Origin of the sequence: Thiohalocapsa halophila (assembly GCF_016583825.1) — a bacterium.
Taxonomy (GTDB): Bacteria; Pseudomonadota; Gammaproteobacteria; order Chromatiales; family Chromatiaceae; genus Thiohalocapsa; species Thiohalocapsa halophila.
Map to the genome: position 1 here is coordinate 1 of NZ_NRRV01000092.1, position 13970 is coordinate 13970.

The 13970-nt window shown below is 67.5% G+C and carries 16 protein-coding genes and 1 tRNA gene; 12 read left to right on the top strand and 5 right to left on the bottom strand.

The genetic code is table 11. The features are described 5' to 3' along the window. The 3 genes from CKO31_RS23185 to CKO31_RS23195 all read left to right on the top strand — a co-directional run. Window positions 1-373 (top strand): helix-turn-helix domain-containing protein (locus CKO31_RS23185; protein ID WP_200242191.1); only part of this gene is annotated, 373 nt, incomplete at its 5' end. A 13-nt stretch (window positions 374-386) separates the two neighbouring features. Further along, window positions 387-956 carry a VapC50 family PIN domain-containing toxin gene (locus CKO31_RS23190; protein WP_200242193.1) on the top strand — a complete coding sequence of 190 codons (570 nt, stop codon included), beginning with the start codon at window positions 387-389 and terminating at the stop codon, window positions 954-956. A 134-nt stretch (window positions 957-1090) separates the two neighbouring features. After that, entirely contained in the window at window positions 1091-1270 is a 180-nt protein-coding gene (locus CKO31_RS23195; RefSeq protein ID WP_200242195.1) for a hypothetical protein, read from the top strand. 92 nt (window positions 1271-1362) lie between these two features. Here CKO31_RS23195 and CKO31_RS23200 read toward each other — a convergent pair. Together CKO31_RS23200 and CKO31_RS23205 are read right to left on the bottom strand one after the other, a co-directional pair. Continuing rightward, window positions 1363-1439: transfer RNA gene (locus CKO31_RS23200), tRNA-Pro, on the bottom strand. A gap of 173 nt (window positions 1440-1612) precedes the next feature. After that, window positions 1613-2581, bottom strand: coding sequence for a polyprenyl synthetase family protein (locus CKO31_RS23205; protein WP_200242197.1), 969 nt, complete (start codon window positions 2579-2581; stop codon window positions 1613-1615). Window positions 2582-2985: 404 nt separating this feature from the next. Here CKO31_RS23205 and CKO31_RS23210 point away from each other — a divergent pair, with 404 nt between their 5' ends. The 4 genes from CKO31_RS23210 (at window position 2986) to CKO31_RS23225 (ending at window position 6647) form a co-directional block, all read left to right on the top strand. Further along, the gene (locus CKO31_RS23210; RefSeq protein ID WP_200242200.1) at window positions 2986-4818 is read left to right on the top strand and encodes an ATP-binding protein; all 1833 of its coding nucleotides are present in this window, start codon (window positions 2986-2988) and stop codon (window positions 4816-4818) included. Between the two features lie 181 nt (window positions 4819-4999). Beyond that, window positions 5000-5659: an LON peptidase substrate-binding domain-containing protein gene (locus CKO31_RS23215; RefSeq protein ID WP_200242211.1), complete on the top strand. Its 660-nt coding sequence runs from the start codon at window positions 5000-5002 to the stop codon at window positions 5657-5659. 72 nt (window positions 5660-5731) lie between these two features. Beyond that, a complete protein-coding gene (locus tag CKO31_RS23220) occupies window positions 5732-6058 on the top strand; it encodes a HesB/IscA family protein (RefSeq protein ID WP_200242225.1) in 327 nt (108 codons plus the stop codon). 166 nt (window positions 6059-6224) lie between these two features. Next, a complete protein-coding gene (locus CKO31_RS23225; protein WP_200242227.1) occupies window positions 6225-6647 on the top strand; it encodes a SufE family protein in 423 nt (140 codons plus the stop codon). Window positions 6648-6724: 77 nt separating this feature from the next. Here the strand turns inward: CKO31_RS23225 and CKO31_RS23230 are convergent, their stop codons facing one another. Beyond that, complete coding sequence (locus CKO31_RS23230; RefSeq protein WP_200242230.1) at window positions 6725-7399, bottom strand: Fe2+-dependent dioxygenase; 675 nt, start codon at window positions 7397-7399, stop codon at window positions 6725-6727. 92 nt (window positions 7400-7491) lie between these two features. Here CKO31_RS23230 and CKO31_RS23235 point away from each other — a divergent pair, with 92 nt between their 5' ends. The 5 genes from CKO31_RS23235 to mepA all read left to right on the top strand — a co-directional run bounded on the left by CKO31_RS23235 (window position 7492) and on the right by mepA (window position 12618). Further along, complete coding sequence (locus CKO31_RS23235) at window positions 7492-8100, top strand: hypothetical protein (protein WP_200242234.1); 609 nt, start codon at window positions 7492-7494, stop codon at window positions 8098-8100. A gap of 196 nt (window positions 8101-8296) precedes the next feature. Further along, window positions 8297-8455: a hypothetical protein gene (locus tag CKO31_RS23240; RefSeq protein WP_200242236.1), complete on the top strand. Its 159-nt coding sequence runs from the start codon at window positions 8297-8299 to the stop codon at window positions 8453-8455. Window positions 8456-8500: 45 nt separating this feature from the next. After that, on the top strand, window positions 8501-10309 hold the full coding sequence (locus CKO31_RS23245) for an SLC13 family permease (RefSeq protein ID WP_322789203.1): 1809 nt from the start codon (window positions 8501-8503) through the stop codon (window positions 10307-10309). 322 nt (window positions 10310-10631) lie between these two features. Further along, window positions 10632-11279 (top strand): hypothetical protein, encoded by a 648-nt coding sequence (locus CKO31_RS23250; protein WP_322789204.1) that lies wholly within the window; start codon window positions 10632-10634, stop codon window positions 11277-11279. Between the two features lie 445 nt (window positions 11280-11724). Further along, the gene (gene mepA / locus CKO31_RS23255) at window positions 11725-12618 is read left to right on the top strand and encodes a penicillin-insensitive murein endopeptidase (RefSeq protein WP_200242248.1); all 894 of its coding nucleotides are present in this window, start codon (window positions 11725-11727) and stop codon (window positions 12616-12618) included. An 87-nt stretch (window positions 12619-12705) separates the two neighbouring features. On the opposite strand, the gene CKO31_RS23260 is transcribed toward mepA, so the two are convergent. Both CKO31_RS23260 and CKO31_RS23265 read right to left on the bottom strand, forming a co-directional pair. Further along, window positions 12706-13146 (bottom strand): DUF29 domain-containing protein, encoded by a 441-nt coding sequence (locus CKO31_RS23260; RefSeq protein ID WP_200242251.1) that lies wholly within the window; start codon window positions 13144-13146, stop codon window positions 12706-12708. A 341-nt stretch (window positions 13147-13487) separates the two neighbouring features. Beyond that, window positions 13488-13898: a hypothetical protein gene (locus CKO31_RS23265; RefSeq protein WP_200242254.1), complete on the bottom strand. Its 411-nt coding sequence runs from the start codon at window positions 13896-13898 to the stop codon at window positions 13488-13490. Between the last annotated feature and the right edge of the window lie 72 nt (window positions 13899-13970).

Sequence of the window (13970 nt, forward strand, 5' to 3'; positions counted from 1 at the left end):
CGCCGCCGTCATCGGCAAAGACGACAAGGCCCAGTTGTGTGTGTTCGACGGCGAGGAGAAATTCGTCGTCCCGGTGTCCGCCATCCGCCTGCTGGCGGACATCCTGAACCAGATGGCGCAGGGCAACGCGGTATCCTTGGTGCCCATCGGACATACGCTGACCACGCAGCAGGCGGCGGACCTGCTGAACGTCTCGCGCCCCTACCTGGTGAAGCTGCTCGAAGCTGGCGAGATCCCCTTCACCAAGGTGGGTCGCCACCGGCGCCTCCAGTACGAGGATTTGATTGCCTACATGGATCGGATGGACGCGAAGAGTCGTGCGTCGGCGGACGCGCTGACCCGCGGCGCCCAGGAGCTTGGCATGGGTTATTGACCGGGGATGCGGCTTGGCCAACTTCACGGTCATCTACGACGCCTGCGTCTTCTACCCGGCACCGCTGCGCGATCTGCTGGTGCGCCTGGCCCAGACGCGCCGGTTCCGGGCCCGCTGGACAGCGGCAATCCACGCGGAATGGATAAGCAGCCTTTACGCCAAGCGGCCCGACATCCCTCCCGGCAAGCTCGAAGCCGTCGCTGAGCAGATCAACGACGCGGTGCCGGATTGCCTGGTCACCGGCTACGAGCACATCGTCGATGGCCTGGATCTGCCCGACCCGGACGACCGGCACGTGCTGGCGGCTGCGATTCGGGCCGGGGCGGCGGCGATCATCACACTCAATTTGAAGGACTTCCCCGACACAGTGTTGGACGAGTACGAGATCTTCGCGATCCATCCGGACGACTTCATCCTGGACCTCGCGGACCTGGAGCCACAGGTGCTCGCGCGTGTTGCCAAAGCACAGCGGCAGGCCTTACAGCGACCCCCTCTTGACCCAGAAGCGTTCGTCGACGTGTTGCGGCGCCAGGAGTTGCCAGGTGTTGCCGACTTCCTCGAAGCACGACTCGACTTGATCTGATACCCGCGAATTGTAAACGCGCTGGCTCGACGTCTGCTCCCCATCGCCGCAGGAAACCTGAGCCGCCAATACCCCCCTTCCACGACTACCTAGCCGGCCAACTGGACGATCGGCTCAGAAAACACTCCATCGCGGTGCGCTCCCTCACCGAGCCCCTGCAGGTGGCCATGGACAACGGCGGCAAGCGCGCGCTGATCCCGATCGAGAACAAGCGACAGTTTCTGGACGTGAGCCCAGACGTGCTGGAGCACGTAGATCCGGTGTTCTTCGGGGATATGAAACAGGCCGCGTTCAAGGCCTTGGCGTTGGCATGATCCGAGCCGCCGCGCCTATCCCCAAAAAAAACGGCTGAGAGCCCTGGCAGCTCTCAGCCGTTTTCTGGGCTTCTACTTATGAGAAGCTTGTATGGTCGGGGTGAAAGGATTCGAACCTTCGACCCCTGCCTCCCGAAGACAGTGCTCTACCAGGCTGAGCTACACCCCGATTGGGTTTTGGCCGCCGGTGGCTCCCGGCGGCTTTGGCGGCGTGCTGCCGCCGCTAGTGTGGGCCCCGCCGCATGTGCGAAGACGGGCGGCCGGGAACCGCCCTGGGACCTGCAACTTGTGCGCGTTGTCCTTCCTGAACCTTGACCGTGCTGTTGGCTGTTGGCCGTTGGGTCAGTAGGTGCGGGCGACGGCGAACTCCGCCGTGGCCAACATGGCGCGCTTGGCGTCCGAATCGGGCAGGCCGTCGAGGGCTTGCCGGGCGGACTCCGCGTGCTTCCTAGCGAGCTGCGTAGTGTACTTGAGTGCGTCTGTATCGACAATGGCCGCGACCACTTCGCCGATGCGCTCGCGCCCGCCGTCTTCGATGGCCTTGCGCAGCATGGCGCGCTGGGCGTCGCTGCCGACGGCCATGGCGCGGATCAGCGGCAGCGTGGGCTTGCCTTCTTCCAGATCGTCACCGATGTGCTTGCCGATGGTGTCGTTGTCGGCGTCGTAGTCCAGGGCGTCGTCCACCAGCTGGAAGGCGACGCCGAGGTGCAGGCCGAAGTCGGCGACACGCTCCTCTTGCGCCCGCGGCACCTCGGCGAGCACCGCCCCGAGGCGCGTGCCGGCCTCGAACAGGGTCGCGGTCTTGCGCTGGATGACCTCCATGTAGCGGGACTCGTCGGTGTCCGGGTCGTGGGTGTTGAGCAGCTGCAGCACCTCGCCCTCGGCGATGCGGTTGGTGGCGTGCGAGAGCACGTCCATGACCCGCATGATGCCGACGTCCACCATCATTTCGAAGGCGCGGGAGTACAGGAAGTCGCCCACCAGCACGCTCGCCTCGTTGCCCCAGACGGCGTTGGCGGTGTCGCGGTTGCGGCGCAGCTCGGAGCCGTCGACGACATCGTCGTGCAGCAGCGTGGCGGTGTGGATGAACTCCACGATGGCAGCCATGTCGTGATGGCGCTCGCCCCGGTATTCGCAGGCGCGGGCGGCGAGCAGCACCAGCAGCGGGCGCAGGCGTTTGCCACCGCTGCCGACGATGTAATGGCCAATCTGGTTGATCAGCACCACGTCGGACTGCAGGCGCTGGAGGATCAGCTCGTCGACAGCCTGGAGATCGTCGGAGACAGGTGCCCGAATTGCGGAAAGATCCATGGGCGATTTCGCACGATAGGGAGCCGGCGATCCTAGGGTTCGCGGCTGCTCACTGTCAAGTTGAGGCGGCACGTCCGGCTGCGGCCGGCCCCGAATCAAGGGGCTCACAGACCGACGCCGTACCAATCGCCCCACGCTGAGGCTGCGGCCCATGCATTGCAAGGGGCCGCGGTATTGCTGTCAGTCGGACCATGCCCAGCCGGCCGGGTTCAATCGCCCCGGATGTCCGTTTTGCGCGGCCGATCGGCCTCGGGCGCGGAATGTCGAACCTGCATCACAGTCGTCCAGGGGGGTTGTTCGCTAGCGTTTTTCTTAAACGTTGCAAGGCCCTGCCAGGGCCTGCGCGGCTCACCACGGCTGCGGCGCAAAGCGCCGTATCAAGCCATTGATGGAGTGTCCCTACCTTGACCGAGCCCCTCCTGCGCATGCTGCTGCTGCTCCCCGTCGTCGCCGGTGTGCCGGCACTGGTGGGCACCGGCATGCTCGCGCCGTCACTCGGGCTCGGGCTCGCCGCCACCGCCGCGGCGGTCTGGATCCATGTCGGCGCCGGGCTGCTGCTGGCCCCGCGCCGCAGGCTGGCCCGACGCACGCAGCAGCTGCTGACGGGGCCGCCGCCCCACGCGGATGACTGGAGCCGGATCGATGCCGGCCTGCAAGCCCTCGGGCGCCAGCGCGACCGGCATCGCGTGCGCATTCGCGAGCTGGAGTCGCGTCTGCATCGCGCCCAGGCCGCCGCAGACCGCGCAGACATCGCTAGACGCGCCTTCCTCGCCAATGTCGGCCACGAGATCCGCACGCCCATGAATGTGGTGGTTGGCATGACTCGGCTGGCGCTCAAGCTGGCGACGGCGCCGCGGCAGCAGGACCTGCTGCTGCGGGCCGACCAGGCCGCCCACGGGCTTCTGACGCAGATCAACAATCTGCTGGATGTGGTGAAGCTGGAGGCCGGCGAGCTGCATCTGGACCGCGGCGCCTTCGCGCTGAGCGAGCAGCTATCGCAGCTGGTGACCACCTACGCCCGAGACGCCGAGCGCAAGGGCATCGACCTGCGGCTGGAGCAGGACCCGCAGTTGCCGCCGGTGCTGATGGGCGATGCGGATCGGCTCCAGCAGGTCCTGGCGAGCCTGGTGGACAACGCGCTCAAATTCACCGACGCCGGCGAGATCGTCATCGCCTGCCGGTTGTCGGCGCGCAGCGAAGGCCGGGCGCGGCTCGGCTTCGAGGTTCGCGACACCGGCATCGGCATCCCGCTGGAGCAGCAGGAGGCGCTGTTCGGCCTCTTCCGGCAGGGCGACACCTCGCTGTCACGCCGTCACGACGGCACCGGCATCGGGCTCGGCCTCTGTTACCGACTGGTGTATGCCATGGGCGGCACCCTGGAGCTGGACAGCCGGCCGGACCTCGGCAGCAGCTTCCGCTTCGCGCTGGACTTCGCGGTGCCGACGCCAGCGAGCCAGTCCGCTCAGGAGACCGCGCCGGCACCGCCGGCGCCGAACGCCGAGCAGGCCGCAGCCAGAGAGCACCGCCGTCAGACCGACACGGCGCCGGATGCCAACAGCACACGCATTCGCGTGCGCGGCAACGAGCGGCTGCTGCGTCGGCTCATGGGACGCTTCCGACTGGACCACGGCGACTTCCTGGCCGATTGGCGCTCGCTGCGCGAGGCTGGCGACCGCTTCGGCGCCGCCCAGCTCGCCCGGGCACTGGAGAGCGCGGCTGCGAGCCTCGGCGCGCTGGAGCTGCGCGCGGCGGCCAGGCGGCTGGCGCTCAAGCGCCGCGCGGACGATGACCCCACCGCAGAGCTCGCCGAAATCGCCAAACTGCTGGATGTCTTGCTGGCGGAGATCGACCAACGGCTGGGCGAAGACGGCGCCGAGGCCGCAGCCGCAGCCCCCCTGGCGAGCAGGACCGACGCCGCCGGGACTGCCGAGGGCGTGCGCCAGGGCTCGCAGCCACGCCAAGTCTCTGTCCAGGCGGCGGACCAGGATGCGGACCTCGAGCGCAGACGCAGCAACCTCGGCATGGAGATCAACCACTTGGCAGGCCTGCTCGCGGAGTTCGATGCCGCCGCCATCAACGCCTTCGAGTCCCTGCGCGAGCGGCTGGCGGGCCTGGTGGCCGACGACGCGCTGAACGCGCTACAGAGCGCGATCAACGGCTTCGACTTCGCCACCGCCGGCGAGCTGGTGCAGGAGCTGACCGAAGACCTGGGCATCGCCGAGCACCATACCAATTGAGCGCCGGCGCACGCGCCATGCGTACCCGCTCAGCGCCGCCACCGGCGAGCCGCAATTAGCGCCAACGCCCCTCGCAGCGGCAGGGGCCCACCCCCACCTCGTGAACTTCGGGAAGCGCCGTTGTCGGAGACGGCATCGGGCCGCTGGGCCTGGATGACACCCGCGACCGGAGAACATTGCCGTGAGAAGCCCCTTCCTCCAAGCCTTCAACGATTTGCCCCGCGAGCTGCCCATCTTTCCCCTGAGCGGAGCGGTGGTGCTACCCGGCGTGCAGCTGCCACTGAACATTTTCGAGCCGCGCTATCTGCACATGGTAGCGGCGGCGTTGGCGCAGGATCACCTAATCGGCATGGTGCAGCCGCGGGCGGAGAGCGAGGGCGAGGCGCCGTCGGTACACCGCATCGGCTGCGCCGGGCGCATCACCTCCTACAGCGAAACCGCCGACGGGCGCATCGTGCTGGTGCTGACCGGACTCTGCCGCTTCGAGATCGCCGAAGAGCTGCCCGAGCGCGACGGCTACCGGCGCGTGCGCCCGGACTGGAGCCGCTTCGCCGGCGACTATGAGCTCGACGCCAGCAGCATCGCCGACCGCGAGCGCTTCATGGGCTCCCTGCGCGCCTTCTGCGACCAGCGCAGTGTCGAGGTCCCCTGGGACGACATCGGCAAAATGGACGACTACGATCTGGTCAACCTGCTCTGCACCCACTTGCCCCTAGGCGCCGACGACAAGCAGGCGCTGCTGGAGACCAACGGCATCGACGCCCGCGCCGATCTGATGCGCGGGCTGATGGAAATGTCCGCCTTTGGCGGCGCCGTCGGCGGCAGCGAGCAGCGGCACTAGCCCCCCTTGAAATTCCGACCCGGAAGGTTTACTACCGGGTGGCAGTGCAACAATCAACACGGGAGCAGCACCATGGCAGTCACCCTCACCGATACGGCCGCGCACCACGTCAACACCCAGCTTGAGAAGCGCGGCCACGGCATCGGTCTGCGCATCGCCACCAAGAAGAGCGGGTGCACCGGCTACGCCTATGTCGTCGACTACGCGGATGCGCTCGACGACAGCGATCAGGTGTTCGAGAGCCACGGCGTCAAAGTCGTCGTCGACGGCGCCAGCTTGGAGCGCATCGACGGCATGGAAGTGGATTTCGTCAAGTCGAGCCTGTTGAACGAGGGCTTCGAATTCCGCAACCCGAACGTCAAGGACGAGTGCGGCTGCGGCGAGTCGTTCAGCGTCTGAGCCCTCCGCACGCGCGGGTCACACCCGCCGGAGGGGGCGGTCAGCCCAGCCCGGCGCGGATCAGCCGACCGCGCCGACGCCTGTCCCAACAGCTTCGCCTGCGCGACCGACGCCGCTCGGCCGCAGCCGGCGGCCAGGCTTTCACTTGCCAGCGAATCGCCCGATCATGACCACGACCAGCGAGATCGACGAGATCATCGACACCTTCGACCTGCTCGGCGATTGGGACGAGCGCTACCAGTATCTGGTAGAGCTCGGCGAGCGGCTGCCGGCCATGGACGCCGCGCAGAAGGTAGACGCGAATCGCGTCATGGAGTGCATGAGCACCGTCCACGTGGTCCCGGAGCCCCTGGACGGCGGCCCCCAGCTCAAATTCCACGGCGACTGCGACACCGCCATCATCAAAGGCGTGGTGGCACTGCTGGTGCAGCTCTTCTCCGGCAAGACCCCGGAGGAGATCGAGGCCACGGATGTGGACGCCCTGTTTGAAGGGCTACAGCTGGAAGAGCACCTGAGCCCCAACCGCCACGTCGGCGTCTACGCCATCGTCAACAAGATGAAGGGACAGGCGCGGGGCTTGAGTAGCTAGGAGTAGCGAGTGTCGAGGAGCGAGTGACGAGGAGCGCGCACCTCGAAACTCGACACTCGAAACTCGCCCATCGAAACTCATACATCCCCCCACATCCGCACCAGATTGCTGTAGCTGCGATCCACCTGCGCGGTGTGCTCGCCCTCGGGGGCGGTCTTGAGCAAGTGCTCCCGCGCTAGATTCAGCTCGTACAGCAGCTCGCGGCGGGCCGGGTCGCGCACATAGCTCTGGATCCAGGTGAGCGCCACCAGCCGCTCGCCGCGAGTGACCTCGGCGACATGGTGCAGGCTGGAAGAGGGGTAAGCGACGGCATGCCCCGCCGGCAGCTTGACCCGGTTGTCCCCAAAGCTGGTGCGCATCACCAGCTCGCCGCCGTCGTAGTCCTCGGGTGGATTCAAAAAGACGGTCATGGACACATCGCTGCGAAAGCGCGGCCCGCTCGATCCCATGATCGGGTCGTCGACGTGGTCCCCATAGGCCATGCCGGGGCGGTAGCGGGCGAAGATGGGGTCCGCCACCCGATGCGGCAGCACGCCGAAGCGAAAGGTCTCGTTGTGGCCCAGGCTCGCCATCAGGATGCGGATCAGGCGCTGGATGCGCTCGGGCTCTTGGCCCAGCTCCTCGTTGTGCTTGACGCGGGCGGCGGCAAAGCCCGCCGTGAGCTTGCCGTCGACGAAATCCCCGCCGCGGATGATCTCCTGCATTTTCTCGAGCTGCGGGTCGTTCAAGAGATTCGGGATGGTGAGCAGCATGGGGGTCCTGTCGGCTTGATGTCGGCGGCAGCAGCAGCCGCCTTTGATACCATAGCGAGTCAGATTGCACACGCGCCAGCGGAGGTCGAAGCATGATCCTCAAGGCCATTGTCGAGGACCAGGAATACAGCCTGAACGTGCCGGAGAGCGTGCTCGCCGGCTGCGACGACTACTGCGACAAGCTCGACGCCGATATGGACGGCGGCTGGCAGATGAGCCGGGAATGGGTGGCGCAGCCCAACCTGGAGCAGCGCTGCCAGATCGTCGCCGACAAACTGCTGACGGCCCTGGAGAAGGAAAACCACAAGCTCGGCATGTTGATGGCGGCCTACATCCTGAAGCGGCTGCCCAATGTCGAGTCCGTGGAGCTGGACATCCAGGGCGAAATCCAGAACAACACCTTCCATTTGCGCGACGCGCCGGGTGCGGGCGCCAGCGATGCCGCCACCGCGCAGGTGGAGCAGGCGGCCACGGCGGCCGGTGCCCCGACGGGCCTGAGCCGAATGCAGGCGATGGCCCAGGCCGGCAATGACGTCACCAAGGTGTTCAAGGTGGGCAAGGCTTGGCGTTTTTCGGTCTACGACCACGCCGGCGGCACCTGGCAGGAGTCGCCGCTCATCGCTACCGAGCAGGAGGCGGAACGGCTGCGCCAGGCGGCCTTCAAGGAGCGCTACGAGGCATTGATCGGCGACGGCAGCTGAGCTGCCAGGGGGATTATCGGGCCTCCCGAGGTCAGCACGACCTCCGTCGCGTCCGAACTTTTGCGGGATTGTCGGGCCTCCTCGCGTCGGCCCGACCTACGCCGCTGCGACCGCAGTCCCTCGCGGGCACTCCCAGCCGTTGCCCACAGGTTACGCATTCAAGCCGTGAGGATAGAGCGTCCAGAGCTCAGCGCAGATGCCCGCCGACCACAGCACACCCGCCAGGCCCTATGACGTGACCGCACCGCTGGCGCTGCGCTGGCGCGAGTATCTGGAGAGCGCGGCGGCGGCTGGGGAGTACCCGCCGCCCGAGCAGATCCGCGACATCGCCCGCCGACTCGGCGCCAGCGTCTGAGCTCGGCCGCCGGCAGCCCGCAGGCATCCCGAGCGCAACCCGGGCGTGGACGCCGCCACCACCCTCCCCAGCACCATCGCGGCCCTCGGCTGGCAGGGCTGGCTCAGCATCGCGCTGGTGGTGCTCTGCTTCGTGCTCTTCCTGCGCACGCGCATCGCCCCGGATATCGTCACATCCGGCGCCCTGACGCTGCTGCTGGTCACCGGCGTGCTGACGGTGGAGGAGGCCCTGGCAGGCTTCTCGAACCCGGGCGGCATCACCGTCGCCGTGCTCTATGTGGTGGTGAGCGGGCTCACGGAGACCGGCGCCGTGGGCTGGCTCGGGCAGGCGCTGCTCGGGCGCCCGCGCAGCGAGCAAGACGCCCGCCTGCGGCTCATGCTGCCGGCGGCGGGCCTGAGCGCATTTCTCAACAACACGCCGGTCGTGGCGATCTTCATCCCCGCGGTGCTGGACTGGGCGAAGCGCCACCGGCTGTCGCTGTCCCGCCTGTTGCTGCCCTTGAGCTACGCCAGCATCGCCGGCGGCACCTGCACCCTCATCGGCACCAGTACCAATCTGGTGGTGGACGGCATGTACACCGCCCGCACCGGCGGCGAGGGCCTGGGGCTGCTGGAGCTCGCCTGGATCGGGCTGCCCGTAGTGGCGGTGGTGATCGTGTATCTCCAGCTCTTCGCCAGCCGACTGCTGCCGGCGCGCCAAACGGCGACGGACAGCTTCGCGGACGTGCGCAGCTACACCGCCGAGATGCTGGTGCCCGAGGGCAGCCCGCTGGCCGGCAAGCGCATCGAGGCGGCGGGGCTGCGCCAATTGCCGGGCCTGTACCTGGTGGAGATCGAGCGCGCCGGCCAGGCCATGCCGGCGGTGTCCTCCCAGGCGGTGCTGCGCGGCGGGGACCGGCTGGTGTTCGCCGGCATGCTGGACTCGGTGATGGATCTTCAGCGCATGCGCGGGCTGCGCCCGGCGACCGATCAGGTCTTCAAGCTCGGCGGCAAGCGCCGGGACCGCTGTTTCGTCGAGGCGGTGCTGTCCAACAAGAGCCCGCTGGTGGGCCGCTCGGTGCGCGAGGGGCGCTTTCGGGCGCGCTATAACGCCGCTATCATCGCCCTGTCCCGCGGCGGCGAGCGGGTGCAGCGCAAGATCGGCGACATCGTGCTGGCCGCGGGCGACACCCTGCTGCTGGAGACCCACCCGGAGTTCGTGCTGCAACAGCGCAACGCCAAGGACTTTCTGGTGGTCGCACAGCTCGGCGACGACCATCCGCCGGCGCACGAGCGGGCACCGGTGGCGGTGGCCATCGTCGCCGCCATGGTGGTGAGCGTCGCCGTCGGCCTCTTCAGCATGCTGGAGGCGGCGCTGCTCGCCGCCGGCGCCATGGTGCTGACGCGCTGCACCCCCGGCCGAGTCGCCCGGCGCTCGCCGGACTGGCAGGTGCTGGTGGTGATCGCCACCTCGCTCGGCATCGGCGCCGCGCTGGAGAAGACGGGCGCCGCCGGCGTGCTCGCGGGCTCCCTCATCGGGCTTGCGCAGGGCATGCCCTGGCTGTCGCTGGCCCTGGTGTTCGCCGCCGCCGCCGTGCTGACGGCGCTCGCCACCAACAATGTCGCCGCCGTGCTGGTGTTCCCCATCGCCATGGACGCCGCCCAGCTGATGGATGTCAGCCCCATCCCCTTCATGGTGGCGGTGATGATCGCGGCCTCCGCGGCCTTCGCGACGCCCATCGGCTACCAGACCAATCTGATGGTGTTCAGCGTCGGCGGCTATCGCTTCGCGGACTTTCTGCGCATCGGCATCCCGCTCACCCTGCTGGTGGGTGCCATCACCGTACTGCTGACGCCCCTGATCTGGCCCTTCTGAGCGGCGCCCTGTGCCGCGCCTCCCAGCGCAGGTTTGCAGCGCGCGTTTGCCGGTGCGCAGAGTCCATCCCGTCTCGATCGCCTGGCCTCAGCGCTTGCGCAGCACTGCACTAGGCAATCGTGTATGTCAGCTCATATTGACAGTTTTTCGAACGATTTTGTGTCAATTCCACTTCACACATTCCAAAAATGGTTTAGACTCTACCTGGCTGTCCCGCCGACGGCTCCCTGCCCCGCGTCCAACCCGCCGCCATGGCAGGCACACCCCAGCACACGGGTTCGACGGCCGTCGGCCTCTCCCAATGCCAGTTGGAGGATTCGACGTGTCCGCTGCCGCAACAGATCAAGCAACCTCACAGAAGCGAGACAACGGCTTAAGCCCCGTCGGGCTGGCCCTGATTCCGCTGCTCGTCCTCTTCGCCGCCACCGTTGTCCTGTTCTGGCTCAGCCAGAAGGATATGGCCGGCACCTACAAATACTGGGAGATCTTCGTGCCCGTAGTGGCCGTGGTCTCCGTGGTGTCCGGCTGGACCCAGGCCTACGTGAGTAACAGCAACCGCGCCTGGTACCTGTTGCGGCAGGTCATCCACTGGAGCGCCCTCATCGGCCTGTTATATCTGCTGAACTCCCAGGGCTATCGTGACCTGATGACCGACCAGCAGTACACGGCGCTGATGATCTACCTGCTTGCCCTCGGCACCCTGCTCGCCGCGGTGCAGATGGACATCAAGCTCATCTTTTTCTCGGGCTTCCTGGCCTTCTGCGCTTTCCTGATCGCCGTGCCGGCGGACAATCCGACACTCATCGCCGTCGGCAACACCCTCGGCATTTCGGAGCCCCAGGCCAAGCCCGTGCTGGTGAGCAGCGCGGTGGCGGTCGCCGGCTTCATCGCCAGTCTATTCGTCGTATTCATCATGCGCGGAGCCCTGATGGCCAAGCGCGCCAGCAATAAGCGCAAGCAGGGCGAGTAAGCCCCGCCCACAGGGCCACCGCACACAACGGGGCCGGACGCCCCCAGGCCGCCCTCACCACGGCGTCTGCGCCAAGGACGGCGTCACTGCTCTAGCCCGCGCGCGTAGCCTGCGCGCGCTGATGCGACCGCGCCTAGACTCGTAGGTCGAGCCGAGGCACCAAGCCCGACGCGGCACGCATCAAGACGACCTGAATGACCAGGCTGCCGGCACCTGCCCACCCTGGGGTGGGCGCACGGACAGCCGGTAGCCGCGAATCCCTGCCCAAGCTCATCCGATCACCACGCCTTCGGTGCGCGAGCGCCGCCGACCGCCAGCCCCTCGAGTGCGCCATCTCTCCTGCGCCGCCTTGGCCGCTATCGCTGCGTGCCCAGCGGCGGCGCTTTGGGCTACCATGCAGGCCGTTGTGTATAACAACGCGCAGCTTTACTGGGGGAAAACAGTCATGGCGTTACCCGAACCCTACGTCGGGCGTGCGGCAGCGCCCAGGCGGTGCCGCACCAAGCTTGGGCCCGTCATCGCGCTTGCAGTGGTGCTGGCGGCCGCCGCGCTGCCGGCGTTCGGCGCAGAGACCCCTTGGTCGCGCATCCAGCACGCCTCCCTGGGCGACCCCACCGCTATCGGCGGCCCGAGCAACGGCTGCATCGACGGCGCCGAGGCCCTGCCGTCCACCGGTCTCGGCTTCGTCAGCATCCGCCGTCACCGCAACCGCTACTACGGCCATCCGGAGACCATCCGCCTGGTGCGCAATCTCGGCCGCGCCGTGCACCAGCGCAACGGGCGCTACATCATGATCGGCGACCTCGCCCAGCCGCGCGGCGGGCGCATGAGCTCGTCCCACGTCAGCCACCAGAACGGACTCGACGTAGACATCTGGCTGACCCTGGCGGACTCCCCCGCCGAAGCAGTGCGCACCACGCCCGAGCACCGAGACCCGCCGAGCATGCTCACGCCGAAGAAGCTGAATCTCAACGAGCGCTTCGGCCCGGACCAGCTGTTCCTGATCCAGTCCGCCGCCAAAGACCCGGCCGTGGACCGCATCCTAGTCAACCCCGGTATCAAGCGCGCCCTGTGCCGGCAGGAAAACGACGCCAAGTGGCTGCGCAAGCTCCGCCCCTGGTGGGGGCACGACGCCCACATGCACGTGCGCCTGAAATGCCCGCCCGGCAGCCCCCACTGCAAGCAGCAGTCGCCGGTACCCATGGGCAGCGGCTGCGGCAGCGAGCTCGCCTGGTGGTTCAGCCTGGAGGCCCGCACCCCGAGCAGCTCATCCTCCAGCAAGCCGCGGGCCCGCCCGCAGCAGCCGGCGCAATGTCAGGTGTTGCTGCGGGCATCGTGAGGCCACAACGCGCCTGACTGAATGGACAAAACCTTCCCCGTCCGACGGACGACAATCCGCCGAGCAATGCTAAGGGCGGGGCGAGCCTCACCCGGGCCAGAAATCGTCGTCCAGCAGCTCGCCCGGTTGGTAAGGGCACAGGGCCGGGAAGGTCGCCGAATCCAAACCCGTTTCCTGCGCCGCAATGCGCACGGCGTCGGGATAGGCTTGGGTGACGGCTTCGGGCAGGAAGGGCTTCAGACTGGGGCTCAGGCGTAGCTCCCGGTCGATTTGGACGCGCTGCTCCACGACGGAGCCCCGCCAGCCGGAGGAACGATGGGCCGGCTGGTACTGCCACTTGAGCAGGTGCGCGGCCAGGATGACCAGACGGTTGACCAGCTCGTTGCGCTCGCGGCGACCCATGGCTTCCAACTCCTCGGCAACCTGCTCCGCGTCGATATCCTTCAGGCGCCCCTCGCGCAACAAGGCCACCTGCGCATTGATCCAGGCATGGTAGTCCGCCGAGTAGAGATCGGTCTCTGCGTGCATCTGGCTAGCCGTTCGGTATCGCTGCTTGGAGGGTTTAACCTAGAAACGGTAGTTGAACGGCCCCCAGGGTGCGTCCCGCGTGGCGTCCAGCAAGGCACAACGAGGCGGAATAGCCGACCTATTCCAACGAGTTGTAACGCAGCTGGGCGCCGCGCGGGGCGTGCCATGGGGGTCGTAGCGGCCCGCACCCGGGAGGTGACCTTGAAGTCGACACGAATTCTCAAATTGCGCAAGCACTTGTAGCTGCGACAAAGCGGTCAACTGCCGTTTCTAGGTTTAAGTGTACGCCTGCATCCTGAGCGGTGAAAGACCGCGGGCGTCAAGCGCCGCCCCAAAGCGGTCTAGCCGGCCGCCCCACCGCCGGCGATGGTCCGCCGCAGCGCTTCCTCCATGGCCGCCTCGATCACCGGCAGCGGCAGGGTCGCGAACACCGGGAAGCGCTCGCGCAGGGCGTCGAGCTTGTGCTGGTATTCGGGCTGGTAGATGCAGATGACGCGGACCTCCGGGTGCTTCTGGAGGCGGGCCATCAGGGTCTCCAGATTGCTGGTGCGGTCGCGGAAGTCGGACTGGAAGTTGTACTCGGCGACGATGACATCCGGCACCCGACGCTTCAGCGCCGCCTGCGCCTTGCGCTGGGAGCTGACCAGCTCGGCGTCGAAGCCGAGGCGCTTGTACAGCGGCGTGAAGTTGGGATAACCGCCGAGCTCGAGGATGGCGAGGAGGTGGGGGTGGCGGTCGGTGTCTGGGGCCATGGGTGACGGGTGTGCCCTGAGCGGGCAGAGTCAGTGGGTCGGGTAGTACGGAGTACGGGGTACGGGGTACGG